Origin of the sequence: Sulfitobacter sediminis (genome assembly GCF_040811725.1) — a bacterium.
Classification (GTDB): domain Bacteria; phylum Pseudomonadota; class Alphaproteobacteria; order Rhodobacterales; family Rhodobacteraceae; genus Sulfitobacter; species Sulfitobacter sediminis.
In genome coordinates this window covers 129,678-154,957 of record NZ_JBFNXX010000010.1, presented here as the reverse complement: position 1 = coordinate 154,957, position 25,280 = coordinate 129,678, and the positions used below count along the sequence as shown (strand labels likewise).

Here is a 25,280-nt window from a genome sequence, read left to right as displayed (position 1 = left end):
GCTTGGCTGAGGCATGATGGCCACGGTTATGTGGCGGTTTTACATCATTTTGCGCCCCCTTGTCACCTCAATATCCAGATCGGTGATCTTCTTGCGCAGGGTATTGCGGTTGATGCCGAGCAGATCGGCGCATTTCGCCTGATTCCCGGAGGTGGCGGCGAGAGAAATCTCAATAAGCGGCATCTCGATTTCCCGCAGGATGCGCGCGTAAAGGCCGGGCGGCGGCAGCATCGAGCCATGCTGGTCGAAGTAGCGCCGCAGATGCCGTTCCACCGATGCCCCGAGGCGCTCGGTATTGGCCTGCGCGTGAACCGGTTCGGGCGCGGGCTGTGCACCCAGCACCTGTTCGGCTTCCGCCTGGCTGATCTCGGGCGCCCGGCTGGTCAGCGCGAGTTGGCGCATGGCATGCTCCAACTGGCGCACGTTGCCGGGCCAAGAGTAATTGGCAAAGACCTTGCTTGCCCCTTCGGAAAGCCTGCGCGCCGGCCCGCTGCCGCCGTCAGCGCGTTCGAGGAAATGGCTGGCGAGCAGTTCGATATCCTCGACCCGGTCGCGCAGGGAGGGGACATGCACCGTCGCCCCCGACAGCCGGTAGAAAAGATCGCGGCGCAAGTCCCCCTTCTTCATCGCCTCGGCAAGGTCGGACTGGCTGGTGGCAAGGAAACGCGGCGTGTATTCGCCCGGCGCATCCATCATCCGCGCGATGCGCGCCTGAACCTCAAGCGAGATATCGGCGATCTCGTCGATCAGCAACGTACCGCCCCGCACCCGGGCCAGCACGCGTGCAGGTCCCTCGATGTCCTGGAGATCGGCCCCGGTGACCGTCACGAATGGCAGCGTGCGCCGGTCCGAGAAATCATGGATCGCCTTGGCGATCAGCGATTTGCCGGTTCCGCTTTCACCCCAGATCAGTACTGGCAGATCGGTGTTCATCACCCGCGCCACCAGCCGGTAAAGCGCCTGCATCACAGGTGTGCGGCCAACCAGCGGCAGGTCCTCGCGGTCGGCATCGGAAACGGGCGTCGCGGGGGCCGCCCGCGCGGCGGTCTCGCGGCGGTTGAGCGCCCGCGCGGTGCGTTTCATCAGGTCCGGCAGGTCGAAGGGCTTTGGCAGGTAGTCGAAGGCATCGGCCTCTGCCGCCTTGATCGCCGTCATGATGGTGTTCTGCGCCGAGATCACGATCACCGGCAGGTCGGGCCGGTCCTGCGCGATCTTCGGCAGCATCTCGAGCCCGTTACCGTCCGGCATGGCCACATCGGTGATCACCGCATCGCCGCGCCCCTCGCCCACCCAGCGCATCAGGGTCGTCAGGCTGGAGGTGGCATGCACCTTGCAGCCCGCGCGGGTCAGGGCCTGTGTCAGGACCGTGCGGATCGTGCGGTCGTCGTCGGCGACAAGAACGGTGCCATCCATATGTCAGCTCTCCTTGTTGTTCCTGGATTTCTCGGCGGGGGCGCGGGGCAGTGAAATGCGGAAAACGGTATGGCCGGGTACGCTGTCGACAGAGATCCAGCCGTCGTGCTCGGAAATGATCTTGGACACCAGCGCAAGGCCAAGGCCGGTGCCGTTCTCGCGGCCCGATACGAAGGGATCGAAGACATCGCCCTTGATGTTCTCAGGCAGGCCCGGACCATCGTCGATGATCTCGATCTGCAAGGGCAGCGACTGGCCGGTGCCATCGGCACGGCGCATGCGGAAGGAATGCTCGAAATAGGTGTGCAGGCGGATCGTACCGCCGCCTTCCCCCGCGGCCTCGGAGGCATTTTTGAGCAGGTTCAGCACCACTTGCAAGAGCTGATCCTTGTCGCCAAGCGCGTAAGGAAGCGAGGGGTCGTAGTCTTCCACGATCTTCATCTGCGCCCCAAAGCCCAGCAAAGCGGAGCGGCGCGCACGGTCCAACACGTCATGCAGGTTAACCGGTGCCCGCACGGGTTCAGAGAGGTTGCCGAACTGCTCGACCTGACCCAGCAGCTTCACGATCCGGCGGCTCTCGGCGACGATAAGATCGGTCAGTTCCAGCTCTTCCGCGCCAAGGTTCATCGACAGAAGCTGCGCCGCGCCGGTGATCCCGGCCAGGGGGTTCTTGATCTCGTGCGCCAGCATCTCGGCCATGCCGATGGCGGATTTCGCGGCGGATTTCACCGAGTGGTTCTGCGTCATCCGCCCCGACAGCTCACGCGGGGAGATCATCATCAGCATATGTCCCGGCACGCCCGACAGCGGCGCGATCTGCAGCGCGGACTTCTGCGGCGCGCGCTGCCCCGAACCGACGTCGACGTCATTGACAAACAACGCAGTGCCCCCGTCTCGGGCGCGGTTGAAGGCGTCCTCGATCGGGTAGTCGATGGCAACCATATCCCAGACTGGCACGCCGGTGACGGATTTGGCCGAAGCGTTAAAGAACCCCTCGGCCGCCGGATTGACGTCGTCAATCGTGTCGTCAGCCGCGATGAGCAAGGTGGGAATGGGCAAAGACGCCCAGATGCGACGGTCCGAGTTCATGCCGCCGCCTCTTGTTTCACGGACAGCATGGCTTCCGGGATCAGCCTGCGCGCCTCCTGCGGTGACGGCGCGGTCAAGACCGCCCGGCGCAGGTCCGGCGGCGTGGCGCAGGTGTCCATGTACCAGCCAAGATGCTTGCGCGCGACCCGCGCACCGAGCGCGTCTCCGTAAAAGCGAAGCATGTCGTCGTAATGCGCCAGCACCATCTCCGCGAAGGCATTGCCTTGCGGCACATGCGGCGCAGGCCTGCCAAAAAGCGCATGCGCAACCTTGGCCAGCAGCCAAGGTCTGCCCTGCGCGCCGCGTCCGATCATCACACCGTCCGCACCCGATTGTTCCAGTGCCGTACGTGCCGCTCCCGCCGACGTGATGTCGCCGTTGGCAATGACCGGAATTTTCACCGCCGATTTCACCCGCGCGATCGCCCGCCAGTTGGCGCGGCCCTTGTAGAACTGGCAGCGCGTACGCCCGTGGATCGTGATCATCCTGATCCCTGCCGCTTCGGCCCGCCGGGCGATCATCGGCGCGTTCAGCATCTCCTCGTCCCAGCCAAGCCGGGTTTTCAGCGTGACGGGCACGTCAACCGCATTCACCACCGCCTCGATCAGCCGCAGGGCATGATCTGGCGTCTTCATGAGCGCCGACCCCGAGGCACCATTCGTCACTTTCTTGGCCGGGCAGCCCATGTTGATGTCGATGATCCGCGCACCCTGACCCGCGATCATGCGGGCAGCCTCAGCCATCGGCGCGGCCTCGCGGCCTGCGAGCTGTACGGCGGCACCCTCGACGCCCAGACCCAGCTCCGCCTTCTCGCGCGTGCCGGGGCGCCGGGCCAGCAGTTCCTGACTGGCGACCATCTCGGACACCACCAGCCCCGCACCGAAGCGCGCCACGAGCGACCGGAACGGCAGATCGGTGATTCCGGCCATCGGGGCCAGAAGGACGGGAGGTGCCAGATCGTTCGGCAGGGCCGTGTGGCTCACGTGCTTAATCCTTGTGCGACTACTGTGGATGTAGCCAGACCCGGCCCAACCTTCAATGTTTCAAGCGCAAAGCGAGGGCATCACACAGTCCCCCTGCCCAATTATTGTGCAGACCGCACGCGCAATTGCGCCACCCGCCTACATTGCCTAGACAGGGCGCAAGAATGCAGAGGCGAGCGAAGGGACCCGCGCAAATGATGGATATCCGCACCGGCAACGGCTTTGACGTCCATGCCTTTGGCCCGGGCGATCACGTGATCCTCTGCGGCGTGCGTATACCCCACGAGAAGGGACTCGTCGGCCATTCGGACGCCGATGTGGGCATGCATACGGTCACGGACGCCATCTACGGTGCGCTGGCCCAGGGCGACATCGGCCAGCACTTTCCGCCTTCCGATCCGCAGTGGAAAGGTGCCGCCAGTGCAATGTTCCTGCGGCACGCGGTGGATCTGGCCGCCGGGATGGGCTTCACCATCTCCAACGCGGATTGCACGCTGATCTGCGAGACCCCCAAGATCGGGCCGCATGCACTGGCGATGCGCGAGGAGATGGCCCGGCTCATGGGGATCGAGCTCGAGCGGATGTCGGTGAAGGCGACGACGTCTGAACGGCTTGGCTTCACAGGTCGCGGCGAAGGGATCGCCTGCATGGCCACCGTCACTTTGGTGAAACCATGATGCCGGCGCGGCTGATCGGCACGGTGCTGGGCGTGGGATACCTGCGCCCTGCACCGGGCACCTGGGGATCGCTGGTCGCGCTGCCCTGGGGATGGCTTTTGCACGTGCTGGGCGGTTTGCCCTTGCTCGCGGCGGGGACTGTCGCGGCCTTCGTCCTGGGCTGGTGGGCCACGGCCCGGATGACGGCAGGCACCGATGACCACGACCCCTCCGAAATCGTCGTGGATGAACTGGTGGGCCAGTGGATCGCGCTCCTGCCGCTCAGCTACGCCGCCTGGTCGATGGGCATCTCCATCCTCGCCATGTGGCCCGGCTGGATCGCCGCCTTCCTGCTGTTCCGCCTCTTCGACATCCTCAAGCCCGGGCCCGCCGGCTGGGCAGACCGGCGGGGTGATCCGCTTGGGGTGATGCTGGACGACGTGATTGCAGGGATCTTCGCTGCCTTCGGCGTGCTGGCGCTCGCGGCACTTTATCACGGGGTGATCCAATGACCCTTGCAGAAGAACTGCTGCACCTGTCGCGCGAAAAAGGCGTGATGCTGGCCACGGCGGAAAGCTGCACAGGCGGCATGGTGGCCGCCGCGCTCACGGATGTGGCGGGCTCCTCGGACATGATGGAGCGCGGCTTCGTCACCTATTCCAACGCCGCCAAGGTGGAGATGCTGGGGGTCAGCCCGGCAACACTCGAAGCGCAGGGCGCGGTCTCAGAGGAAGTCGCGCATGAGATGGCGCGGGGCGCATTGGCCCACTCGAAAGCGCAGGTGGCGGTGTCGATCACCGGCATTGCCGGGCCCGGCGGGTCCGAGCACAAGCCCGAAGGGCGGGTCTGTTTCGCTGTGGCGACGCGCGATACCGTCAGGGTCGAGACCCAGGACTTCGGCCCTCTCGGCCGCGAAAATGTAAGGCGCGCCGCCCGCGATCACGCGTTGCGCCTGCTGCGGGACACCGTTTCAGAACTGCCCGCGAAATAGGCAAATAGACGCTCTGACCGCGCAAAAATCCGTCACTTTCACAAATGCACGGATAGTCCGCACCCCGCCCCTTTCATGTGCGGAAGCCTTGAACAAGGTGCGCAGACCAATTGACTGCGACACTCGAGAGAAACCCGATGAATGCCGCCGATACCGCGTGGATCATAACCGCCACCGCTCTTGTCCTGCTGATGACCCTGCCGGGTCTCGCGCTGTTCTACGGGGGTCTCGTGCGCGCCCGCAACGTGCTGAGCGTCTTCATGCACTGCTACGCCATCGCCTGCCTGATGTCGGTGCTGTGGTTCCTGGTGGGCTATTCCATCGCGTTCGGTTCGGGTGAGAGCGGTTTTTGGGGCGGCCTGGGCAAGATCGGGCTGACCGGTGTCACGACCGACTCGTTGAGCGGCACCCTGCCCGAGGTTCTGTTTTTTGCCTTCCAGATGACCTTTGCGATCATCACCCCTGCCCTGATCGTCGGCGCCTACGTGGAGCGTATCAGCTTCGGCTTCATGCTGCTTTTCTCGGGTCTCTGGATGCTGCTGTGCTATGCGCCGGTCGTGCACTGGGTCTGGGGCGGCGGAATGCTGGCCGATGGGGGCATCTTTGGCGAAACAGGCGTGCGCGATTTTGCGGGCGGCATCGTGGTGCATGAGACCGCCGGGATCGCGGCGCTGGTGCTCGCCGTCATGCTGGGCGCGCGCAGGAACCAGACGACGCCGCCGCACAGCCCCGGCTTTGTGATGATCGGCGCGGCGCTTCTCTGGGTCGGCTGGTTCGGCTTCAACGGCGGCTCGCAACTGGCTGCGGACGGCGGTGCGGCCATGGCGCTGACGGTCACCCATATCTCTGCGGCGACCGCCTCTCTCAGCTGGGCGCTGTGGGAGAAGATCAAGTTCGGCAAGGCGTCCCTTGTCGGTATCGTGACCGGCACCATCGCGGGTCTGGCCTCGATCACCCCCGCCTCCGGCTTTGTCGGTCCCTGGGCGGCGCTGCTGATCGGTGCCGTGGCCGGTGTGCTTTGTCAGGAAGCGGTGACCTTGGTGCGCAACAAGCTCAAGATCGACGACACGCTAGACGTCTTCGCCGTTCACGGCGTGGGCGGTATCTTCGGCACGATCATGATCGCGGCACTGGGTGCAGGTTCGTGGGCGGCACAACTGGGATCGCTGGTGATCGTCGGTATCTTCACCGTGGTCGTCACATCCGTGCTGGCCCTGATCTGCCGCGCGATTATCCCGATGCGGGTGGACGAGGAGACGGAGACCAATGGCCTCGACCTCTCGGTACACGGTGAGCGTGCTTACGACATCACAAGCTGAGTGGTGAAGCCGCGCAGGGAAGCCCCCTGCGCGGCCTCCCAGAGAGCTTGGGCCCGTTCCTCTGACAAAAGCGCGTTTGCCTTGTGGCGCAGCTTCTGGGCGCGGACATCCAATGTCATCGGTGCCATCAAATCATGTTTGAGACGGCGCATCGCGCCATTTCTGAGCGTAACGGAAACCTCAGCCTGTGTCTCCGACAGGCGCGCCTCCTCGCTCACTCTGACCTTCTCGCGCAGGGCCCCGACTTCCGCATCGCGGGTGATCTCATCGGTGAAATTCGCAATCGCTCCGGTGTCGTGGCCGAGGATGGCCATGGCGGCAGTCTGCCGGTAGCTGAACTTCGCGGCGAGACCGGTGATAGGCTCGGCGATATTGCAAACAGTCATCCAGCGCGGATGGGTGCGCACATGAAGCCCCTCGATCTCCGCAGCATCAAGCCCGGCAGGCCCCAAGGCCTCGAGCATGGCGTGCAGGCCATGGCAGCAGGCGTGGAACTTGTGGGAGATGCTGAGGATATGCCAGTCGCCCTTTGGCAGGCTGACAGGGTTCGCCATGCCGTGATGCGTCGGCCCAAAGCCCAGCGGCCCGGCCAGGCCGTCGCGCGCACCGGTCATGCCCGCCTGCGCCCAAAGCGCGGCCTCGACCCCGGTGCGGGCGGCAAGCCCGGCGTTCAGCGGCTTGGCCATGGTGCCGAACTGCGATTTCAGCCCCGAGGCCATGCTGGCGCAAAGCCCCAGCGCGTTGCGCGCGGTATCCTGATCCAGACCCAACAGGCGGCAGGCCCCCAGCGTCGCCCCGAAGGCACCCGCCGTCGCGGTCTGGTGATAGCCCACCTGGTAGTGATCCCGGCCGAGCCAGAGCCCCACGAGGATCGACGCCTCGACGCCAAGCGTCGCGGCCTCGTTCAGCGTGTCGAGATCGGCTCCGATGTCCTCGGCCAGCGCCAGCACCGCCGGAACGACGGCGACCGACGGATGTCCGATATGGGCGAAGTGAGTGTCGTCGTAATCCAGCGCATGGCTGAGGGTGCCGTTGATCAGCGCCGCCGTGGGTGCCGAAGCGGTCCCACCGCCCAAAACGCTGTTCGATCCCTTGCTCAGCGCCATTTGGGTCTGCGCCACATCGGCAAAGGCCTCGTCCCGCGCGCCCGCAAGGCCGCAGGCCGCCCAGTCGAAAAGCGACAGGCGCATCATCTCTTGCGCGCTGTCGGGCACGTCCGCTTCGAGGAAACGCAACAACTGGTCAGTGATCGTCTCGGTCATGCGCTTGCGGCTCCATTGCCATAAAGCGTGCGGGCGCGGTCCTCGAAAGCCCTGACCACGCGCTGCATCGCCTCGTTGAAGACAACCCCGATAATGCCCTGCAGGACACGATTGCGGAATTCGAAATCGACGTGGAAATGGACCTTGCATCCTTTTTCCGTGTCCTCGAACCGCCAGTTCGATTTCATGTACTTGAACGGACCGTCAAGGTACTCCGTGTCGATCTTTCGCGCCTCCGGCCATAGCAGCACGCGGCTGGTGAACCGTTCGCGGAACACCTTGAAACTGATCACCAGATCCGCATCCATCAGCCGATGATCGCCCATGTCCTCGTCCCGCCGGATGCGGGCGGCAGCGGTCCAGGGCAGGAATTCCGGGTACTTCCCCACGTCCGCAACAAGGTCGTACATCTGCTGAGCGCTGTAGGGCAGCTCTTTGGTCTCGGAGTGGGTCGGCATTGCTTTCCAGGTACGCTCGGGGTAGCCCTGTGTCACCGTTTAGACACGCGAATTCAAGGGCTAAGGGCGGAGAGTTTCATGACAGATCGTCGCTATGTCATTGACGAGATGATCTCGGCCAAGTCCATCGCCGCGCGGATCGAGGAATTGTGCCGCGAGATCCGCAAGGAGTTCGCCGAAACCGATAAACTGGTGGTTGTAGGGCTGTTGCGTGGTTCTTTTGTCTTTATCGCTGATCTGGTACGCGAGCTGGACCTTCCCATCGAAGTGGATTTCCTTGAGGCATCAAGCTATGGCGACGCGATGGAGAGCAGCCGAGAAGTGCGCATCCTCAAGGATTTGCGCGGCGCAATTGAAGGGCGCGACGTGTTGGTTGTCGAGGACATTGTAGATACGGGCCATACGCTCCACCACGTCACAAACCTTCTGAAATCGCGCGAACCCGCGCGACTCAGGACCATCGCCCTGCTAGACAAACCGTCTCGCCGCGAAGTGGATATGAAGGCGGATTGGACCGGTTTCGAAATCCCCGACGAATTCGTCGTCGGCTACGGCATCGACTTTGCGCAGCGCAACCGAAACCTGCCCTTTATCGGAAAGGTGCGTTTCGAATGATGAACCCCATCTGGCTTTTGCGGATGTCGAAATGGGCGCGCAACCCGCCCTCGGCGGCGCGGGTCAAGCTGGTCTTTGGCGTCATCGCCCTGGCCGCGCTGATCTGGGGGATCGAGTGGATGGGCTGGTGGCCCGACTGGGCCACCGCGGAACGCATCCCGCGCAAGCTTTGATCGCCGGCCCGTTTCGCCCCTGGGCAGTGCTCCGCGCGTTCACGACAATGTTACCGCGAATTGAGCGGCTTGGAGTAATCTGGTTCCCATTCAGGCCGCGCAAAGCGGGCATTCTGGGAGGACAACAATGAAGTTATTTACCAAATCTCTAGCCGTTGTCGGGGTGAGCGCCGCAATTATCGCAACTACAGCGCTTGCTGACAGCCATGCCAAGGTGAATCCGGCCGTCGCTGCACGCCAGAGCCAGATGCAAATCATCGGCTACAGCATCGGCATCCTGGGCGCGACAGCCAAGGGCGAGATGGAGTTCAATGCCGAAATGGTCGCATCGGCCGCGCGCAACATCAATGCGCTCGCACAGATGGACCGGGCATCGCTCTGGATCGACGGCACCGAACAGGGGGCTGAGGCCGGATCGCGCGCCAAGGCCGAGATTTGGATGGATACCGAGGGTTTCGACAAGAAGATGCAGGCGCTTGCGGACGCGTCCGCCGCCCTGATCGATGCCCAGGATGCCGCTGCGGTGGGTGCCGGCATGGGCGCGCTTGGCGGGGCCTGCAAGGATTGCCACGAGACCTTCCGCGGTCCGAAGAACGAATAAGCCTTGAAACGGCTGATCGGCCTGCTTGGCGTTCTTGCCATGGTCGGGCTGGCGGTGGCATGGGCGCTCACGCGCCCTGCGCCGCTGGATAACGACTTTGCCGCAGATCACGCGCCGGACGTGGAAAACGGCGCGCTGGTCTTTGCGGCGGCCGGCTGCGCCTCCTGCCACGCGGCGCCTGAGGCCGACGGCGAAGCAAAGCTCGTGCTTGCTGGCGGCCACGCCTTTGCCAGCGACTTCGGCACATTCTACACGCCGAACATCTCTCCGGGGCCCGAGGGGATCGGCGGCTGGACGCTCGCCGCCTTTGTCCGTGCCGTCACCAAGGGCGTCTCGCCCGATGGCCAGCACTATTATCCCGCTTTCCCCTACAGTGCCTACCAGCACATGACACCGGGCGACCTGAGCGATCTTTTCGCCTATATGCAGACCCTGCCGACGGCAGATACACCCAGCCAGCCGCACGACGTGGGTTTCCCCTTCAACATCCGCCGCGCCCTGGGGTTCTGGAAACTGCTCTTTGTCACCAACACCTACACGATGGCGGGCGATCTGCCGCCCGAATTGACGCGTGGACGCTATCTGGTCGAGGCGCTGGGACATTGCGGGGAATGCCACACGCCCCGGAACGGGCTTGGCGGGCTGGATCGCTCGGCTTGGCTCGCCGGTGCGCCGAACCCCTCGGGCAAGGGACAGATACCCAATATCACCCCTGCCAAGCTCGACTGGTCGGTCGAAGACCTGATCTACTACTTCGAAAGCGGGTTCACACCTGACTACGACAGCGTCGGCGGTTCGATGGCGGCGGTGGTCAGCAACCTCGCGCAGCTTCCCGAAAGCGACCGCGCGGCGATCGCCGCCTATCTCAAGGCCGTGCCGCCTGTGAACTAGGCGAGCCCCAGCTTGCGGTTCCGCGCCGCGCGCAACCGCGCGAAATCCTCGCCCGCGTGGTAGGACGACCGCGTCAGCGGCGTGGCCGAGACCATCAGGAACCCCTTGCCATAGGCCGCCTTTTCGTAGGCCGCGAACTCGTCGGGATGCACGAAACGGTCGACGCGGTGGTGCTTGGGCGTCGGCTGCAGGTACTGGCCGATGGTCAGGAAATCGATGTCGGCGGCGCGCATGTCCTCCATGACCTGGATCACCGCCTGCCGGTCCTCGCCAAGGCCTACCATGATGCCCGACTTGGTGAACATCGACGGATCAAGCTCTTTGACGCGCTGCAACAGGCGCAGAGAATGGAAATAGCGCGCCCCGGGCCGCACCTCGGGATAGAGACCGGGCACGGTTTCGAGGTTGTGGTTGAAGACATCCGGCTTCGCCTCGACCACCTTCTCCAGCGCCTCGGGGCCGCAGCGGATGAAATCCGGCGTCAGGATTTCGATCGTCGTCTCCGGGCTGCGGTGGCGCACGGCGCGGATGGTCTGGGCAAAATGCTCCGCCCCGCCGTCCTCGATATCGTCGCGGTCGACAGAGGTGATCACCACGTGGTTCAACCCCAGCTTGGCCACCGCATCGGCCACGCGGCCCGGCTCGAAGACATCGAGCGCCTCGGGCGGCTTGCCCGTGGCGATGTTGCAGAAGGTACAGGCCCGGGTACAGACCTCGCCCATGATCATCATGGTGGCATGGCCCTGGGACCAGCATTCGCCCACGTTGGGACAACCCGCCTCTTCGCAGACCGTCACCAGCTTGTTGTCGCGCATGATGCGCGCGGTTTCGGCATAGCCCTTGCCGCCAGGTGCCTTGACCCTGATCCAGGCGGGCTTCTTGGGCTGGGCGTTATCGGGCTTGCGCGCCTTTTCTGGATGGCGCTGAGCGGGAATCTTAAGATCGCGCATGGGGACCTCCGGTCGGTTGGTCCCTATCTAACACATTCTCCGGGCGACAAAAGCCCGGGGCGGCGCATTGCCGCTATGCGGCAGCGACGGGCTCAGAAAGGCATGCGCCAGCCGACACTCAGCGCGGTAGACCCGCTTTCCGCCTCGAAGGCACCGAAAGCGTCCGAGCGGTGATGCAGGCGGACGAACATAGTGTTTTCCGGATGCCCGGTATCGATCTCCAACTCCGCCAGCCAGTAGGCGAAGGTGCGCTGCGATTCCCCCGTGCGGTCGATCTCGACCTGCGGCACCTTCGTTGCATGGGACAGCCCGAGGCCAAAGGACGCGCTCTCAAGCCAGCGCGGCCAGGGATCGGGCGGCACGTAGCGCAGCACCAGCGGCAGGTTGAACTCGAAATGATCCTGCCTTCCTGCGTGGGCAACAGCCTGAAACTGCGCGCCAAAGTGAAAACGGCTGCGCGCGATACGCCTCTCCCAGCCGATCCCGACCCCGATCAGATAGGAATCCGCAAACTCCACCGCGAAAGGATCGACCGCCTGTTCGAAGGTGTTCTTGGTCAGCACTGCGCCAAAGGCGTCAAGGTAGAGGCGGCGCGTCTCGTCGGCGTAACCCGGAAGGCCGGCCAGAAAGGCTGCCAGAGCGAACACGGAAATGCGGGCCAAACGGCGCCAGAAGCCGCCAATCTCGTTCCTTGTCTTCATCGCCGCCCTCCCAAGAGACGCAGGCGGGCCTAGGCGGGCCTGCGGTGACACGTCGGGAGGGTATCGGAGCGTCCCTCCACAGCCATTGATCTATCTCATATCAGGACAGGAACCTAGCCGATCATGGCACCCGCCGCGCCGACCGTCTCATCGTAGTACCGCCTGAGCCGCATCAGCGCGATCCGAAGCACGATCTTGCCCGACCGGGCCGACCAGCCAAGCCGCTTTTCGGTTGTTTCCAGACCTTCCAGGAAACAGCAACAGTGCAAGGCGACCTCCGACAATCCCGGTCCGAGGTTCACAAGCGCCCCCTGCACCCGCGCCCGCGCGGCCGCCGACCGGCTGTCCTCCGTCGCCGATGGCTCGGGCTCCGGCATCGGGATGGCGGATACGAACCGCTCCCAATCCGTCGCCGGACCGCCATTCATCTGCGCCAGTTCGAAATCCTCGCGCAACCGCTCGCCGGCATGGACCAGCGCTTCGTTCAGGAACGGTTTTCCCTCGCGGTCGCGCCGCCGTGCGAGCGCGCTGAGCGGGCTTTCCCCCATGCCGTAGCGCGAGCGGCGCGCCGGATCGCCGTCCTCGCCCGCATTCGTACCTTGGCCGTGGACCGGCGCCGTGGTCTCCTCTGCCCCTATGTCCTGCGGCACGCCGAAACGGTCCAGCAACCCGCCCAATGCGCTGCGCCCTGCGCCGGTGATGTGGTACCGCACGATGCGGCCACTGTTGGCAGGTGCAATCCAGTCCTTCAGGGCCATCGCCTGCGCGACCGCCGCATCGACCGTGGCCGTCCGTGCCGTGCCCCCGCCCGGCATGTCGCGCACGACGACCGCCTTGTCGAGATCGGCCGCCACGGCAAGGATCGCACCCGTCTCGCACAGCCGCCGCAGCGCCCGCATGGCCTCGCGGGCCAGCGTTTCTTCATCGGGCATGTCCAGGGCGGAATGTGAAGTCATCGGCGGGCGGTCCTTCGCGCCTTTGCGCATAATCTGAGGGGGTGTCCCGAGCTTGCGGAGCGCGGCATCGACAAGCGGATCGTCGCGCCGCATCTCAACCTTGCGGATCTGGCGCAATATGGTCGAGGCATGGCATCCCGCCTGCCGGGCAAGCGCCCGGATCGGCTGTCCGCCTTCGGTATGCGCGATGTAGTGAAGCGCCCCCGCGGGCACCCAGTCAGGCAGCAAGCCCGCAGCCTGCCGCCCTGCAAAATCAAGGTCAGTCACCTTTCCATCATCCCCCATGATATGTCGATGGCATTTATCCACAGACCTATACACAACCTAAAATTGAATTTGTTACCTGATCGTTAAAATCCGGCAATTTCTTAATCATTGTTTCTAAAACATCAACAGTGGTGAAAGCGCCGTGCGCGCTCTCGACCCGTCGCGCAACACCCGCTCAGGTTGTGCCATGGTGGCATCTGATCGGGACCAGATCCCCGGTCGCCCACACCGCGAGGAGAGCCCGATGCAAGACATCCTGACCATGCTGAACACCCTGCACCGCCCGCGACTGATGATGCGCGCCGCGCGAATCGGTGCCGAGGATTACCGCCGCGCCGTCCAACTGCCGAGGCTGCTGGGATACGGCGTGCTGCCCCGCCACGGGGCGGCCCTCCTGAAACTCATGGAGATCGAGGCCGATCTCGAACAGCAACGCAAGGCGTCGGATGCAGGCTACAACCTGGTCCGCCATATTGATGTGCTGATCGCGATGGTGGCCGAGGCCCGCGTGCTGCGTGCAGCGCAGCAGGCCCCGGCGCCGGTCACATGAAGCTGTCGGGCTCCGACAGTTTCTTCTGTGCGACGAAGGCATCCAGCGCCTCGCGGATGGACGGGTCCATGTCCGGTTGCTGGTAAGTGGCGAGCATCTTCTCGACACGCAGCGCGGCCAGCGCCTGGGTGTCGCGCGCGCCCTCGTCTTCCCAGGTCTCGAAGGGCTTGTAGTCCAGAAGGTCGGACTTCCAGAAGGCGCTCTTGAAATTCGCCTGCGTATGGGCGCAGCCGAGGTAGTGCCCGCCGGGGCCCACTTCGCGGATCGCGTCCATGGCCTGGGCGTTCTCGTCCATCTCGATCCCTTTGGCGAGATGATGCAATACGCCAAGTTGATCTGCGTCCATGACGAACTTCTCGAAAGAGCTCACCAGCCCGCCCTCCAGCCAGCCGCAGGCATGCAGCATGAAGTTTACGCCGGACAGCAGCCCCATGTTGAGGCTGTTCGCGGTCTCGTAAGCCGCCTGTGCATCGGGCAGCTTCGAGCCGCAGAAGGACCCAGCAGACCGGTAAGGCAGGTTCAGCCTCCGCGCGAGCTGTCCCGCGCCATAGGTGATATGCGCAGCCTCCGGCGTGCCGAAGGTGGGCGCGCCCGAATTCATGTCGATCGAGGTCACGAAGGCCCCCATGATCACCGGTGCACCGGGCTTGCACAGCTGGGAATAGGCGATGCCCGCCAGCGTCTCGGCCAGCACCTGCGTCAGCGTCCCCGCCACCGACACCGGCGCCATGGCTCCGCCGACGATGAAGGGCGACACGATGCAGGCCTGATTGTTCTGCGCATAGACCTCAAGCGCCCCCATCATCACGTCATCGAAAACCATGGGCGAGTTGATGTTGATGAGCGAGGTCATCACCGTGTTCTGCGCCACGAAATCCTCACCAAAGAGGATCTTGCACATATCCACCGAATCCTGCGCGCGGCTGGGTTCGGTCACCGAGCCCATGAACGGCTTGTCGCTCAGCGTCATATGCGCGTGCAGCATGTCCAGGTGCCGCTTGTTCACCGGCAGGTCCGTCGGTTCGCAAACCGTCCCACCCGAATGGTGCAGCCACTTGGACATGTAGCCCAACTTCACGAACTTGTTGAAATCCGCCATCGTCGCATAGCGCCGCCCACCGGCGGCATCGCGCACGAAAGGCGGGCCATAGACGGGGGCCAGCACGAGGTTATTGCCCCCCACCTCGACGTTGCGTGCGGGGTTGCGGGCGTGCTGGGTGAAGGAGGACGGAGCCGTCGCGCAAAGCTTGCGCGCCAAACCGCGCGGGATGCGCACGCGCTCGCCGGTGATGTCGGCCCCGGCCTCGCGCCAGCGCGCGATCGCTCCGGGGTTGTTGATGAAGTTAACGCCGATCTCTTCCAGCACCGTCTCGGCGTTGTGCTCGATGATCTGAAGCGCCTCTTCGGTCAGCACCTCGAAATTCGGGATGTTGCGTTCGATGAACTTCGCCGTTTCAAAAGATACCGCGCTGCGTTCCGCGCGCCGCGCGGCCCCGCCGCCACCCCGTCCGCGCCGTGCTCTTTCCGACATAATCCGTTCCTTTGGTCAGAGTTTGCACTCTGCTATCCCAAATCCGCGGAACCGCTCTAACGGATACCGGCCTTTAACGGTGAAAAGCGACATCGTCCCGCCTGCATCTCTTTCTGGCCCCATAAAGTCCCGGGGTTTGGGGCAGAGCCCCAATGCGGCCTTGCCAGCCGTGCCAAGCACACCTAATCAGGCGCTATGAATGACATCTCCGCCCCCGCCGACCACGACCGCCTGCTGATCATCGATTTCGGCAGCCAGGTCACCCAGTTGATCGCCCGCCGCCTGCGCGAGCTGAAGGTCTATTGCGAAATCCACCCCTTCAACACGGTGGATGAGGCCTTTCTGGCCGACTTCGCGCCGCGCGCTGTGATCTTCTCGGGCGGCCCGGCGTCGGTCATCGACGCAGGCTCCCCCCGCCCGCCCGAAAAGGTCTTCGATCTGGGCGTGCCGATCCTCGGTATCTGCTATGGCCAGCAGGTCATGATGGAAATGCTGGGCGGCAAGGTCGAGCGCGGCCACGGCACCGCCGAATTCGGCCGCGCGTATGTCACACCCGGTGCGCAGAAACTCGATCTGCTGGAGGGCTGGTTCGCCACCGACCGCGAGCAGGTCTGGATGAGCCACGGCGACCATGTCAGCCGAATCGCCCCCGGCTTCGAGGTCTTTGGCACCTCGCCCAACGCGCCCTTTGCCATCACCGCCGACACCGCGCGCCACTTCTATGCGGTGCAGTTCCACCCCGAGGTGCATCACACGCCGAACGGCTCGAAACTCTACGAGAATTTCGTGCGCCTCGCTGGCTTCGAGGGCGACTGGACGATGAGCACCTACCGCGAAGAGGCGGTGGCCGCGATCCGCGAGCAGGTCGGCGACAAGCACGTCATCTGCGCCCTCTCCGGCGGCGTCGATTCCTCCGTTGCCGCCGCCCTCATCCACGAGGCGGTGGGCGACCAGCTGACCTGCGTCTTCGTGGACCACGGTCTGTTGCGAAAGAACGAGGCGCAGGAGGTCGTGGCCATGTTCCGCGACCACATGAACCTGCAGGTCATCCACGCCGACGAGACCGAGCTGTTCCTCGGTCAGCTCGAAGGCCAGTCGGACCCCGAGACCAAGCGCAAGATCATCGGCAAGCTCTTCATCGACGTCTTTCAGAAATACGCCGACCAGATCGACGGGGTCGAGTTTCTCGCCCAGGGCACGCTCTACCCCGACGTGATCGAATCGGTCAGCTTCTCCGGCGGCCCCTCGGTCACGATCAAGAGCCACCACAACGTGGGCGGCCTGCCCGAAAAGATGGGTCTGAAACTGGTCGAACCCCTGCGCGAGCTGTTCAAGGACGAGGTCCGCGCACTGGGTCGCGAACTTGGTCTGCCGCCCTCCTTCATCGGGCGTCACCCCTTCCCCGGGCCGGGCCTCGCCATCCGCTGCCCCGGAGAGATCACGCGCGAGAAACTCGACATCCTGCGTGAGGCGGACGCGGTCTATATCGACCAGATTCGCAAGCACGGCCTATACGACGAGATCTGGCAGGCCTATGCGGCGATCCTGCCCGTACGTACCGTGGGCGTCATGGGCGACGGGCGCACCTATGATTTCGCCTGTGCGCTCCGCGCGGTGACATCGGTCGACGGCATGACCGCGGATTACTATCCCTTCACCCATGAATTCCTTGGGGAGACCGCCACCCGGATCATCAACGAGGTCAAGGGCATCAACCGCGTGACCTACGACATCACCTCCAAGCCGCCGGGAACCATCGAATGGGAGTGACCCTCAACGGATACCTGCGCTGCGCCAACGACGCCGAGGCCGCGCGCGTGCGCGCCGCACTGGAGGAGCACATCCGCCTGACACGGGCCGAACCGGGCTGCATCTCTTTCGAGGTCACCGCGACGGAGGACCCGCTGGTCTGGCGTGTGGCCGAGGAATTCACCGACCCCGCAGCCTTCAAGGCCCATCAGGCCCGCGCTGCCGCCTCGGCCTGGGCGCAAGAGACCAAAGGCATCGCCCGCGACTACACGGTCGAAGGCCTGGAATGAACCCCACCCTGCGCGCGTCCCTGTGGATGCTGGGGGCGATCTTCAGCTTCACGATGATGGCCATTGCCGGGCGCGAGCTGGGCGGCACCTTCGATACCTTCGAGATCATGATGTGGCGGTCGGTCTTCGGGGTGGTGATCGTCCTCGCCCTCGCCTTCTGGTTCGGCACGCAGCGGCAGATCGGCGTCGGCGCGATCCGGCTGCATTTCATCCGCAACATCTTTCACTTCGCAGGCCAGAACCTTTGGTTCTATGCCGTCACCGCCGTGCCCCTCGCGCAGGTCTTCGCGCTGGAATTCACCACGCCCCTCTGGGTGATCGTACTGTCGATCTTCATCCTCGGTGAAAGGCTCACGCCGATGCGGGCGGTGGGCGCGCTGATGGGTTTCGCGGGCATCCTGATCGTCGCCCGTCCCGACCCGTCTGGCCTGAACGCGGGGCTGATCGCCGCTGCCACCTGCGCCATTTTCTTCGCGCTGACCTACGTTTTCACCAAAAAGCTGACCCGGACCGAGAGCATCACCGCGATCATGTTCTACCTGACCTTCTTCCAGCTCATCTTTGGCATCATCGCGGCCGGCTACGACGGTGACATCAGGGTACCCGGCCTGCCCGACCTGCCCTGGCTGTTGCTGGTGGGGGTCTGCGGGCTGCTCGCGCATTTCTGCATCACCAAGGCGCTCTCCATCGCGCCCGCCGCCGTTGTCGCCCCTATCGACTTCGCGCGCCTGCCCATCATCGCCATCGTCGCCGTGCTGGTCTATGGCGAGGCGCTGGACCTTTGGGTCTTCGTCGGTGCCGTCATCATCTTTGCGGGTAACTACCTCAACATCTGGTCCGAGACGCGCAAAACCGCATGAACCGGATCGTCCCGGCGCCCCATGGGCGCTAGACCGTTGCCATGACGCAAAAATCCCTCTCCCCCCGCGCCTGGACCGAGATGTCGCTGCTTGCGCTGATCTGGGGTGTCTCCTTCGTCTCGATCCGCATCGCCCTTGACGAGATCGGCCCCCTGACGGCGGTGGCCCATCGGGTCGGCTGGGCCGCTCTGGTGCTGTGGCTGGTCGTGCTTTTCATGCGCCTGCCCGTGCCCCGCGACCCGAAGGTCTGGGGCGCATTCCTCGGTATGGGGCTTCTCAACAACGTCATCCCCTTCGGCCTCATGGCCTGGGGGCAGTTGCACATCGAAAGCGGTCTCACCTCTATCCTGAACGCAACGACGGCGATCTTCGGCGTCCTCGTCGCGGCCCTCGTCTTTGCCGACGAACGGCTCACCGCGCGCAAGGGGCTCGGCGTCACCCTCGGCTTTGCAGGTGTGGCCACGGCCATCGGCCTTGAGAACCTGCGTTCCCTCGATCTCCGCTCGCTTGCGCAACTCGGCGTTCTGGGCGGAACGGTCTCCTATGCCTTCGCGAGCGCCTGGGCCCGCAAAACCCTCTCCGGTCAGCCCCCGCAGGTCGCCGCCGCGGGCATGGTCACCATGGCGACGCTGATCATGCTGCCCGCCGCATGGATGCTCGAAGGTCCTGTCACCCTCGATCTCGCCCCGCGCACGATGCTCGCCATCGGCTATTACGCGATCCCCGGCACTGCACTTGCCTACCTGCTCTACTACCGCGTCCTTGCCATGGCGGGCAGCGGCAACCTGATGCTGGTCACGCTCCTCATTCCGCCTGTCGCCATCGTGCTGGGTGCCACATTGCTTGGGGAAAGCCTGCGCCCGGCGGCCTATGGCGGATTTGCCCTGCTTGCCCTTGGACTGACCTTGATCGACGGGCGCATCTGGCGCAGCCGGAACCTTCACGCTAGGAAGGGCTGATCTGTCAGCTTCCGGACCTGCCCCATGCTCTACGCCTCCGCCCAAGACTGGCGCGCCGCCAAGCGCCGCAAGGTTCTCGTCTTCGGCATGTCGGGTCTGGGTAAGACCCATGTCAGCAGCCTGCTGCGCGCCTCGGGCGACTGGTTTCATTACTCCATCGACTACCGCATCGGCACCCGCTACCTGGGCGAACTGATCGCCGACAACGCCAAGGCCGAGGCGATGAAGGTGCCCTTCCTGCGTGAGCTGTTGATGAGCGACAGCATCTACATCGGCTCGAACATCACCTTCGAAAATCTCAAGCCCGTCGCCACCTGGCTGGGTAAACCCGGCAACCCGGAAAAGGGCGGCCTGCCCATGTCGGAATACGTGCGCCGACAGGAAGCCTTCCGCCAGGGCGAAATCGGCGCGCTGCGTGACACCGCGCATTTTGCCGAACGGGCCAAGCAGCTTTACGGCTACGACCATTTCATCTGTGACACCGGCGGGTCGATCTGCGAATGGGTCGATGCCGAGAACCCGCAGGATCAATTGCTGACGGAACTCGCGCGTGAGTGCCTTCTTATCTGGATCAAGGGGGACGAGGCCCACACCCAGGAACTGATCCGCCGCTTCGACCGCGCGCCGAAACCGATGGCCTACCAGCCCGAATTCCTTGCCTCCGTCTGGGAAGACTACCTGCGCCAGCACGATTGCACCGAGGCAGAGGTCGATCCCGACGCCTTCATCCGCTGGACCTATGCCAAGGCACTGGCCCACCGCCAGCCCCGCTACGAGGCCATGTCCAAATGGGGTGTGACCGTGACCGCCGACCAGATCGCCGCCCTGCGATCCGAGGACGACTTCGTAGACCTGATCGCGGGCGCTCTCGGCGGCTGACCCCTATCCGAAACAGGCCGAAACCGCGCGTCCGATATGCGCATCCGCGCCGCGGAGCGAGAAGCGGATCAGATGCTCGCCCGCCATGCTGCGCAGGGTGGCCCATTCGCCACCTGTGCGAAGCGCCGCCATGAAGGGCGATACGGGCGGCACATTCACGCTGAGCGCCCCGCGTGTCATGTCGAAAGGCACGATGTACTCAGTCGTCCCGATCAACATGCGGTATTGCCCTGGCGGCAACGGCAGTTCGCTCAGGGTCAGAAAACTCTGCCCGGCGAAACAGAAGTAATAGAGCCCATAGCCCTGCTCCGCCTGTGTCCCGGCAAACTGATGCCGCCCGTCGGTCGCCACCCCGCTTCCCCAGTCAGACTGAACCGGTAAAGGTGATTGATCTGCCTCACCCCGCGGCGCTACGCAGAAGCGCTCGACGCATTGGTGATATTCGTGGCTCTGCACGCCCGGAGAATTGGCGAGGCATGACCAGACGCAGCGCTGAACCTCCATCGGGTCCTCCTGCGCTGCGACCGTTCCGGCAAGCCCGAAACATACCAACCATAACAAGCAAAAAAGACGCATATAGCAGCTTTGCGGCGAAAGTCGTTCGGGATCAACCAACCACGTTGCGGTGAACGCCCCTTGGCAGCTCCCGAACAGCGGTCTATCTAAACCGCTCTACGCTCAGGAAACTCCGATGCCCATCAAACTGCCCTCCAACCTCCCCGCCTTCGACGTGCTGACGCGCGAGGGTGTGATGGTGATGGACGAGGATATGGCCGCCCGGCAGGACATCCGCCCCCTGCGGATCGCGCTTTTGAACCTGATGCCCAAGAAGATCCAGACCGAGAACCAGTTCGCCCGCCTGATCGGTGCCACGCCCTTGCAGATCGAGCTGAGCCTCTTGCGCATGACCGACCACCAGACGCGCAACACCGCCGCCGAGCATATGGAGAGCTTCTACCGCCCCGTCAGCGAGGCATGGGACGAGAAATTCGACGGCCTGATCATCACCGGCGCGCCTATCGAACACATGCCGTTCGAAGAAGTCACCTATTGGGACGAACTCAAGCGCGTGATGGACTGGACCCAGAGTAACGTCTTTTCCACCTTCGGCGTCTGCTGGGGCGGGATGGCGATGATCAATCATTTCCACGGGGTCAAGAAACACCTGCTGGAACACAAGGCCTTCGGCTGCTTCCGGCACAAGAACCTCGTGCCCTCCTCGCCCTACCTGCGCGGGTTTTCCGATGAATGCGTGATGCCTGTCTCGCGCTGGACCGAGATGCGGCAGGACGAGGTCGACCAGCATCCCGATCTGGTGACGCTTCTGGCCAGTGACGAGGTCGGCCCCTGTCTGATCGAGGACGCCAGGCACCGCGCGCTGTACGTCTTCAACCACTTCGAATACGACAGCGACACGCTCAAGCAGGAATACGACCGCGACGTGGCAGCGGGCACGCCCATCAACGTGCCCTGCAACTACTACCCGGACGACGATCCGACCCGCAAACCCACCAATCGCTGGCGCAGCCATGCGCATCTGCTTTACGGCAACTGGATCAACGAGATCTACCAGGGCACGCCCTTCGACCTCGAAGAGATCGGCAAAGGCTGAGATGAACCGCGCCATGCTCTATATCGTCATTCTGGTCCTCGCGGTGGTTGTGCTGACGCAATGGCGGGCGGGCGTGCGTGAAGGGCAATGGGTGCGCGCCCATCCGCCCGCTCACGAGATCATCGAGATCGACGGCGTACCTGTGCATTACCGAATCAAAGGTGAAGGCCCCGACCTTGTCCTGATCCACGGGGCCAGCGGCAACATGAACGATTTCACCATGGGCTTCACCGACCGGCTGACCGACCGTTACCGCGTGATCCTCTTCGACCGCCCCGGCCTTGGCTGGACGGGCCGCCTTCCGGGCTACGGCGGACCCTGGAACAACGCCGAGGAAACGCCGCTCGAACAGGGGCGCCTTCTGCAAAAGGCCGCCGACCGGATCGGGGTCAAGAACCCCATCGTACTCGGCCATTCCTTCGGCGGCATCGTCAGCCTCGCCTGGGGGCTTGAACGCCCCGAAGACACCGCCGCCCTCGTCCTTGTCTCCGGCGTGGCAGAACCCTGGCCGGGCCAGCTGGGCTGGACCTACACCGTCAACGGCTCCACCCTGGGCGGTGCGCTCTTTGTCCCACTGATCACGGCCTTCCTGCCGCAAAGCTATGTCGCCTCCAGCATCGAAAGCATCTTCGCCCCGCAAGAGGCCCCCGAAGGCTATGCCGAACACCTCGGCGTCGGCCTCACCCTGCGCCGCGAAAGCACCCGCGCCAACGCCCAGCAGGTCAACGCCCTGCGCCCGCACGTGGTCGAAATGCAAAAGCGCTACGGCACGCTCACAATGCCCATCGAGGCGGTCCATGGCGATGCCGACACCATCGTGCCGCTCAAAATACACGCCGAGGTGCTGATGGGCGATGTCCCCAACGGCAATCTGACCGTGCTCCCGGGCCAGGGTCACATGCCCCAGCACACCGCGCCCGAAGAGGTCGTCGCGGTCATCGACCGCGCCGCCGCACGCGCGGGTTTGCGTTAATCCCATTAACATTCCATATAGAGAGGGTAAGACACCCCCAGCGGAGGCCCCATGGACCTGCCCTTTGACGGCGCGATCAGCGCCTATTTCGAGAACGACGCGCCCAAGGACATCCGCGAGGCAATCAAGCGCACGGACAAGGACGATATCCTGTCGTCGAGCTATCCGCATCCCGAACGCATGGCGCGCAAGGTCTACGAACGCGAGATGGAGCAGCTGCAGATCGAACTGGTCAAACTGCAATCATGGGCCCGCGAAAGCGGCACCCGCATCGCCTGCGTCTTCGAGGGTCGCGATGCCGCCGGCAAGGGCGGCACGATCAACCGCTTCCGCGCCAACCTGAACCCCCGCGCCGCCCGCGTCGTGGCCCTGTCGAAACCCACCGAGACGGAACAGGGCGAATGGTATTTCCAGCGCTACGTCAGGCACTTGCCCACCGCGGGCGAGATCGCTTTCTTCGACCGTTCCTGGTACAATCGCGGCGTGGTCGAGCATGTCTTCGGCTTCTGCACCCCCGAACAGCGCTCCCATTTCTTCACCCAGGTCGGTCCCTTCGAAGAGATGCTGGTGGACGAGGGCATCCACCTCTTCAAGTTCTGGCTCAACGTCGGCCGCGCCGAACAACTCCGCCGGATGCTCGCGCGCGAAAGCGACCCGCTCAAGAAATGGAAACTCAGCAGCATCGACGTGAAGGGCCTCGCGAAATGGGACGCCTATTCGGAGGCCATCAAGGAGACGCTGACCAAAAGCCACACCGATCACGCCCCCTGGACCATCGTGCGCTCCGACGACAAGCGCCGCGCGCGGCTCAACGCCATCCGCTGTGTGCTGCATGCCTTCGACTACACCCGCAAGGACGCCCGCGCCCTCGGCGAGATCGACAAAGGCATCTGCGGCGGACCGGACATCTGGAATGGCTAAGAAGGGCTACCATCACGGCAACCTGCGCGAGGCGCTGATCGCCGCCGCCCTCGAGCTGATCGAGGCGCGCGGGCCGATGGGCTTTACCCTGTCTGAGGCCGCCAAACAGGCGGGCGTCACACCGGCCGCGGTCTACCGCCATTTCGACGGGCGCGAGGCGCTCATCGCCGAAGCGGCCCAGCAGGGCTACGAGATTTTCGCGGACCTCATGGAATACGCCTACCAGTCCGGCCAGCCCTCCGCCCTCAAGGCCTTCGAGGCAACGGGCCGCGCCTACCTCGCCTTCGCCCGGAAATACCCCGGCCATTACATCGCGATGTTCGAAAGCGGCGTCTCTGTGAACCGCACCCCGGAACTGGCGCATGTGGCCAACCGGGCCAATGCCGTGCTGGAAAAGGCCGCCACCGACCTCAGCCAGCATATCCCCGAGGACAAGCGCCCGCCCGCGTCGATGTTCAGCGCCCATATCTGGGCCATGAGCCACGGGGTGGTCGAACTCTTCGCCCGCAACTCCCCCGGCCGCGCCTCGCCCTTCCCGCCCGAGGACCTGCTGGAGACCGGCATCGGCATCTACCTGCGCGGCCTCGGCCTGATCCGGCCCGACGACTAAGCCGAAACCGGTTCCACCACCTTCTCCATCAACACCTCCGCCGCGATGCTCAGCGACCGTTTGCGCGCCGCGTGATCATGGATCTGGCTGGTCAGGATGATTTCATCCGGTGCGAAGCGCGCGATAAAGGCGTCTATCTGCGCACGCACCGTATCGGGACTGCCTACCGCAGAGATGCGCAGCATCAAATCGACGCTGCGCCGCACGCCCGCACCGATCACCGCGTCGATATCCTCCACCGGCTCCGGTAGCTTGCCGCGCGTCCCCGTCCGCATCCGCGCGAAAGCCTGCTGCATCGAGGTGCGAAGATAGGCACCTTCGGCGTCGGTGTCCGCGGCAAAGACATTCACCGCCAGCATGAAGCGCGGCGCGTCCAGATGGGCGGAAGGCCGGAAGGTCTGGCGATAGACCTCGATGGCCTGTTCCAGCGCATCCGGCGCGAAATGCGAGGCAAAGGCATAGGGCAGCCCGAAATGCGCCGCCAGCTGCGCCCCGTACAAAGAGGAGCCCAATATCCAGACCGGCACATGGCTCCCCTCTCCCGGCAGCGCACGCACCGGCACGCCGGGTCGCGGATCGCCAAGATATCCCATCAGCTCCACCACATCGCCGGGAAAATCGTCGCTCCCCGCCCGCCGCAGCGCATGGTAAACCGCATGATCCCCACCTGGCGCACGCCCGAGGCCCAGATCGATGCGGTCCCCGTAAAGAGCCGCAAGCGTCCCGAACTGCTCGGCAATCGCAAGTGGTGCGTGGTTGGGCAGCATCACGCCCCCCGCGCCGACGCGAATCCGCTTGGTATGCGCCGCGACATGCCCGATCAGCACGGAGGTCGCCGCACTCGCGATCCCCGGCATATTGTGATGCTCGGCCATCCAGTAGCGGTGATAGCCCAGCCGCTCCGCCATCTGCGCCAGATCTGTGGTATTTCGCAGCGCCTGCGGGATGTCACTGCCTTCGGGGACAGGCGCCAGATCGAGAACGGAATATTGCATCGAAAATCTCTCCTTCACTGCCAAAA

Annotated in this window: 28 protein-coding genes and 1 pseudogene; 18 read left to right on the top strand and 11 right to left on the bottom strand. The window is 64.3% G+C overall.

Going from position 1 to position 25,280, the window contains the following annotated elements:
- Positions 1–39: 39 nt before the first annotated feature.
- From AB2B41_RS14360 to dusB, 3 genes are read right to left on the bottom strand one after another with little or no spacing between them, the layout of a single operon-like run.
- Positions 40–1,413: a response regulator gene (locus AB2B41_RS14360; protein WP_367878494.1), complete on the bottom strand. Its 1,374-nt coding sequence runs from the start codon at positions 1,411–1,413 to the stop codon at positions 40–42.
- 3 nt (positions 1,414–1,416) lie between these two features.
- Entirely contained in the window at positions 1,417–2,502 is a 1,086-nt protein-coding gene (locus AB2B41_RS14355; RefSeq protein ID WP_367878493.1) for a two-component system sensor histidine kinase NtrB, read from the bottom strand.
- Entirely contained in the window at positions 2,499–3,485 is a 987-nt protein-coding gene (dusB, locus tag AB2B41_RS14350; protein WP_420014300.1) for a tRNA dihydrouridine synthase DusB, read from the bottom strand. The genes AB2B41_RS14355 and dusB overlap by 4 nt, the downstream gene beginning before the upstream one ends.
- A 194-nt stretch (positions 3,486–3,679) precedes the next feature.
- Here dusB and ispF point away from each other — a divergent pair.
- The 4 genes and pseudogenes from ispF to AB2B41_RS14330 all read left to right on the top strand — a co-directional run.
- Positions 3,680–4,162: pseudogene (ispF, locus tag AB2B41_RS14345) on the top strand (2-C-methyl-D-erythritol 2,4-cyclodiphosphate synthase); the annotation flags it as partial.
- Complete coding sequence (locus AB2B41_RS14340; protein WP_367878492.1) at positions 4,159–4,653, top strand: phosphatidylglycerophosphatase A family protein; 495 nt, start codon at positions 4,159–4,161, stop codon at positions 4,651–4,653. The pseudogene ispF and the gene AB2B41_RS14340, both read left to right, overlap by 4 nt.
- Complete coding sequence (locus AB2B41_RS14335) at positions 4,650–5,132, top strand: CinA family protein (protein WP_367878491.1); 483 nt, start codon at positions 4,650–4,652, stop codon at positions 5,130–5,132. Before AB2B41_RS14340 ends, AB2B41_RS14335 begins: the two co-directional genes overlap by 4 nt.
- Positions 5,133–5,269: 137 nt before the next feature.
- The gene (locus AB2B41_RS14330; RefSeq protein ID WP_367878508.1) at positions 5,270–6,451 is read left to right on the top strand and encodes an ammonium transporter; all 1,182 of its coding nucleotides are present in this window, start codon (positions 5,270–5,272) and stop codon (positions 6,449–6,451) included.
- On the opposite strand, the gene AB2B41_RS14325 is transcribed toward AB2B41_RS14330, so the two are convergent.
- On the bottom strand, positions 6,433–7,713 hold the full coding sequence (locus tag AB2B41_RS14325) for an MmgE/PrpD family protein (RefSeq protein WP_367878490.1): 1,281 nt from the start codon (positions 7,711–7,713) through the stop codon (positions 6,433–6,435). The two genes, AB2B41_RS14330 and AB2B41_RS14325, sit on opposite strands and share 19 nt — an antisense overlap.
- Positions 7,710–8,171, bottom strand: a complete 462-nt coding sequence (locus AB2B41_RS14320) for a type II toxin-antitoxin system RatA family toxin (RefSeq protein ID WP_367878489.1) — start codon at positions 8,169–8,171, stop codon at positions 7,710–7,712. The genes AB2B41_RS14325 and AB2B41_RS14320 overlap by 4 nt, the downstream gene beginning before the upstream one ends.
- Before the next feature lie 78 nt (positions 8,172–8,249).
- Here AB2B41_RS14320 and hpt point away from each other — a divergent pair, with 78 nt between their 5' ends.
- From hpt to AB2B41_RS14300, 4 genes are all read left to right on the top strand, one after another.
- On the top strand, positions 8,250–8,786 hold the full coding sequence (gene hpt / locus AB2B41_RS14315; RefSeq protein ID WP_367878488.1) for a hypoxanthine phosphoribosyltransferase: 537 nt from the start codon (positions 8,250–8,252) through the stop codon (positions 8,784–8,786).
- A complete protein-coding gene (locus AB2B41_RS14310; protein ID WP_367878487.1) occupies positions 8,783–8,959 on the top strand; it encodes a hypothetical protein in 177 nt (58 codons plus the stop codon). The genes hpt and AB2B41_RS14310 overlap by 4 nt, the downstream gene beginning before the upstream one ends.
- A 127-nt stretch (positions 8,960–9,086) precedes the next feature.
- Positions 9,087–9,560, top strand: coding sequence for a c-type cytochrome (locus tag AB2B41_RS14305; protein ID WP_367878486.1), 474 nt, complete (start codon positions 9,087–9,089; stop codon positions 9,558–9,560).
- Between the two features lie 3 nt (positions 9,561–9,563).
- The gene (locus AB2B41_RS14300; RefSeq protein ID WP_367878485.1) at positions 9,564–10,451 is read left to right on the top strand and encodes a c-type cytochrome; all 888 of its coding nucleotides are present in this window, start codon (positions 9,564–9,566) and stop codon (positions 10,449–10,451) included.
- On the opposite strand, the gene lipA is transcribed toward AB2B41_RS14300, so the two are convergent.
- From lipA to AB2B41_RS14285, 3 genes are all read right to left on the bottom strand, one after another.
- Complete coding sequence (gene lipA / locus AB2B41_RS14295) at positions 10,448–11,401, bottom strand: lipoyl synthase (protein ID WP_367878484.1); 954 nt, start codon at positions 11,399–11,401, stop codon at positions 10,448–10,450. The two genes, AB2B41_RS14300 and lipA, sit on opposite strands and share 4 nt — an antisense overlap.
- Before the next feature lie 92 nt (positions 11,402–11,493).
- Complete coding sequence (locus AB2B41_RS14290; protein ID WP_367878483.1) at positions 11,494–12,102, bottom strand: hypothetical protein; 609 nt, start codon at positions 12,100–12,102, stop codon at positions 11,494–11,496.
- 113 nt (positions 12,103–12,215) lie between these two features.
- Positions 12,216–13,325 carry a DUF6456 domain-containing protein gene (locus tag AB2B41_RS14285; protein ID WP_367878482.1) on the bottom strand — a complete coding sequence of 370 codons (1,110 nt, stop codon included), beginning with the start codon at positions 13,323–13,325 and terminating at the stop codon, positions 12,216–12,218.
- Positions 13,326–13,512: 187 nt separating this feature from the next.
- On the opposite strand from AB2B41_RS14285, the gene AB2B41_RS14280 reads away from it, so the two are divergent.
- Positions 13,513–13,875, top strand: coding sequence for a DUF6477 family protein (locus tag AB2B41_RS14280; RefSeq protein ID WP_420014299.1), 363 nt, complete (start codon positions 13,513–13,515; stop codon positions 13,873–13,875).
- Here the strand turns inward: AB2B41_RS14280 and AB2B41_RS14275 are convergent.
- Positions 13,868–15,406 carry a trimethylamine methyltransferase family protein gene (locus tag AB2B41_RS14275; RefSeq protein ID WP_367878481.1) on the bottom strand — a complete coding sequence of 513 codons (1,539 nt, stop codon included), beginning with the start codon at positions 15,404–15,406 and terminating at the stop codon, positions 13,868–13,870. The genes AB2B41_RS14280 and AB2B41_RS14275 overlap by 8 nt on opposite strands.
- A 195-nt stretch (positions 15,407–15,601) precedes the next feature.
- On the opposite strand from AB2B41_RS14275, the gene guaA reads away from it, so the two are divergent.
- From guaA to AB2B41_RS14250, 5 genes are read left to right on the top strand one after another with little or no spacing between them, the layout of a single operon-like run.
- Positions 15,602–17,176, top strand: coding sequence for a glutamine-hydrolyzing GMP synthase (gene guaA, locus AB2B41_RS14270; RefSeq protein ID WP_367878480.1), 1,575 nt, complete (start codon positions 15,602–15,604; stop codon positions 17,174–17,176).
- Positions 17,167–17,445 (top strand): putative quinol monooxygenase, encoded by a 279-nt coding sequence (locus AB2B41_RS14265; RefSeq protein ID WP_367878479.1) that lies wholly within the window; start codon positions 17,167–17,169, stop codon positions 17,443–17,445. The genes guaA and AB2B41_RS14265 overlap by 10 nt, the downstream gene beginning before the upstream one ends.
- Positions 17,442–18,305, top strand: coding sequence for a DMT family transporter (locus AB2B41_RS14260; protein WP_367878478.1), 864 nt, complete (start codon positions 17,442–17,444; stop codon positions 18,303–18,305). Before AB2B41_RS14265 ends, AB2B41_RS14260 begins: the two co-directional genes overlap by 4 nt.
- A 41-nt stretch (positions 18,306–18,346) precedes the next feature.
- Positions 18,347–19,264 (top strand): DMT family transporter, encoded by a 918-nt coding sequence (locus tag AB2B41_RS14255; RefSeq protein ID WP_367878477.1) that lies wholly within the window; start codon positions 18,347–18,349, stop codon positions 19,262–19,264.
- Positions 19,265–19,288: 24 nt separating this feature from the next.
- Entirely contained in the window at positions 19,289–20,143 is an 855-nt protein-coding gene (locus AB2B41_RS14250) for an ATPase (RefSeq protein ID WP_367878476.1), read from the top strand.
- A gap of 3 nt (positions 20,144–20,146) precedes the next feature.
- On the opposite strand, the gene AB2B41_RS14245 is transcribed toward AB2B41_RS14250, so the two are convergent.
- A complete protein-coding gene (locus AB2B41_RS14245) occupies positions 20,147–20,704 on the bottom strand; it encodes a hypothetical protein (RefSeq protein ID WP_367878475.1) in 558 nt (185 codons plus the stop codon).
- Between the two features lie 130 nt (positions 20,705–20,834).
- Between AB2B41_RS14245 and metA the strand changes: the two genes are divergently transcribed.
- The 4 genes from metA to AB2B41_RS14225 are packed head-to-tail and all read left to right on the top strand — an operon-like array spanning position 20,835 to position 24,259.
- Positions 20,835–21,755 (top strand): homoserine O-acetyltransferase MetA, encoded by a 921-nt coding sequence (metA, locus tag AB2B41_RS14240; protein ID WP_367878474.1) that lies wholly within the window; start codon positions 20,835–20,837, stop codon positions 21,753–21,755.
- Between the two features lie 13 nt (positions 21,756–21,768).
- Positions 21,769–22,728: an alpha/beta fold hydrolase gene (locus AB2B41_RS14235; protein WP_367878473.1), complete on the top strand. Its 960-nt coding sequence runs from the start codon at positions 21,769–21,771 to the stop codon at positions 22,726–22,728.
- 51 nt (positions 22,729–22,779) lie between these two features.
- A complete protein-coding gene (ppk2, locus tag AB2B41_RS14230) occupies positions 22,780–23,649 on the top strand; it encodes a polyphosphate kinase 2 (protein WP_367878472.1) in 870 nt (289 codons plus the stop codon).
- Positions 23,642–24,259, top strand: a complete 618-nt coding sequence (locus AB2B41_RS14225; RefSeq protein ID WP_367878471.1) for a TetR/AcrR family transcriptional regulator — start codon at positions 23,642–23,644, stop codon at positions 24,257–24,259. The genes ppk2 and AB2B41_RS14225 overlap by 8 nt, the downstream gene beginning before the upstream one ends.
- Here the strand turns inward: AB2B41_RS14225 and AB2B41_RS14220 are convergent.
- Positions 24,256–25,254: an LLM class flavin-dependent oxidoreductase gene (locus AB2B41_RS14220; RefSeq protein WP_367878470.1), complete on the bottom strand. Its 999-nt coding sequence runs from the start codon at positions 25,252–25,254 to the stop codon at positions 24,256–24,258. The genes AB2B41_RS14225 and AB2B41_RS14220 overlap by 4 nt on opposite strands.
- Positions 25,255–25,280 lie beyond the last annotated feature (26 nt).

Excerpts from the sequence above, each read along its gene's own strand:
- AB2B41_RS14360 (WP_367878494.1), bottom strand. The coding sequence starts at position 1,413 with ATGGATGGCACCGTTCTTGTCGCCGACGACGACCGCACGATCCGCACG.
- AB2B41_RS14355 (WP_367878493.1), bottom strand. The coding sequence starts at position 2,502 with ATGAACTCGGACCGTCGCATCTGGGCGTCTTTGCCCATTCCCACCTTG.
- AB2B41_RS14340 (WP_367878492.1), top strand. The coding sequence starts at position 4,159 with ATGATGCCGGCGCGGCTGATCGGCACGGTGCTGGGCGTGGGATACCTG.
- AB2B41_RS14335 (WP_367878491.1), top strand. The coding sequence starts at position 4,650 with ATGACCCTTGCAGAAGAACTGCTGCACCTGTCGCGCGAAAAAGGCGTG.
- AB2B41_RS14330 (WP_367878508.1), top strand. The coding sequence starts at position 5,270 with ATGAATGCCGCCGATACCGCGTGGATCATAACCGCCACCGCTCTTGTC.
- AB2B41_RS14325 (WP_367878490.1), bottom strand. The coding sequence starts at position 7,713 with ATGACCGAGACGATCACTGACCAGTTGTTGCGTTTCCTCGAAGCGGAC.
- AB2B41_RS14320 (WP_367878489.1), bottom strand. The coding sequence starts at position 8,171 with ATGCCGACCCACTCCGAGACCAAAGAGCTGCCCTACAGCGCTCAGCAG.
- hpt (WP_367878488.1), top strand. The coding sequence starts at position 8,250 with ATGACAGATCGTCGCTATGTCATTGACGAGATGATCTCGGCCAAGTCC.
- AB2B41_RS14310 (WP_367878487.1), top strand. The coding sequence starts at position 8,783 with ATGATGAACCCCATCTGGCTTTTGCGGATGTCGAAATGGGCGCGCAAC.
- AB2B41_RS14305 (WP_367878486.1), top strand. The coding sequence starts at position 9,087 with ATGAAGTTATTTACCAAATCTCTAGCCGTTGTCGGGGTGAGCGCCGCA.
- lipA (WP_367878484.1), bottom strand. The coding sequence starts at position 11,401 with ATGCGCGATCTTAAGATTCCCGCTCAGCGCCATCCAGAAAAGGCGCGC.
- AB2B41_RS14290 (WP_367878483.1), bottom strand. The coding sequence starts at position 12,102 with ATGAAGACAAGGAACGAGATTGGCGGCTTCTGGCGCCGTTTGGCCCGC.
- AB2B41_RS14280 (WP_420014299.1), top strand. The coding sequence starts at position 13,513 with ATGGTGGCATCTGATCGGGACCAGATCCCCGGTCGCCCACACCGCGAG.
- AB2B41_RS14275 (WP_367878481.1), bottom strand. The coding sequence starts at position 15,406 with ATGTCGGAAAGAGCACGGCGCGGACGGGGTGGCGGCGGGGCCGCGCGG.
- guaA (WP_367878480.1), top strand. The coding sequence starts at position 15,602 with ATGAATGACATCTCCGCCCCCGCCGACCACGACCGCCTGCTGATCATC.
- AB2B41_RS14265 (WP_367878479.1), top strand. The coding sequence starts at position 17,167 with ATGGGAGTGACCCTCAACGGATACCTGCGCTGCGCCAACGACGCCGAG.
- AB2B41_RS14260 (WP_367878478.1), top strand. The coding sequence starts at position 17,442 with ATGAACCCCACCCTGCGCGCGTCCCTGTGGATGCTGGGGGCGATCTTC.
- AB2B41_RS14255 (WP_367878477.1), top strand. The coding sequence starts at position 18,347 with ATGACGCAAAAATCCCTCTCCCCCCGCGCCTGGACCGAGATGTCGCTG.
- AB2B41_RS14250 (WP_367878476.1), top strand. The coding sequence starts at position 19,289 with ATGCTCTACGCCTCCGCCCAAGACTGGCGCGCCGCCAAGCGCCGCAAG.
- metA (WP_367878474.1), top strand. The coding sequence starts at position 20,835 with ATGCCCATCAAACTGCCCTCCAACCTCCCCGCCTTCGACGTGCTGACG.
- AB2B41_RS14235 (WP_367878473.1), top strand. The coding sequence starts at position 21,769 with ATGCTCTATATCGTCATTCTGGTCCTCGCGGTGGTTGTGCTGACGCAA.
- ppk2 (WP_367878472.1), top strand. The coding sequence starts at position 22,780 with ATGGACCTGCCCTTTGACGGCGCGATCAGCGCCTATTTCGAGAACGAC.
- AB2B41_RS14225 (WP_367878471.1), top strand. The coding sequence starts at position 23,642 with ATGGCTAAGAAGGGCTACCATCACGGCAACCTGCGCGAGGCGCTGATC.
- AB2B41_RS14220 (WP_367878470.1), bottom strand. The coding sequence starts at position 25,254 with ATGCAATATTCCGTTCTCGATCTGGCGCCTGTCCCCGAAGGCAGTGAC.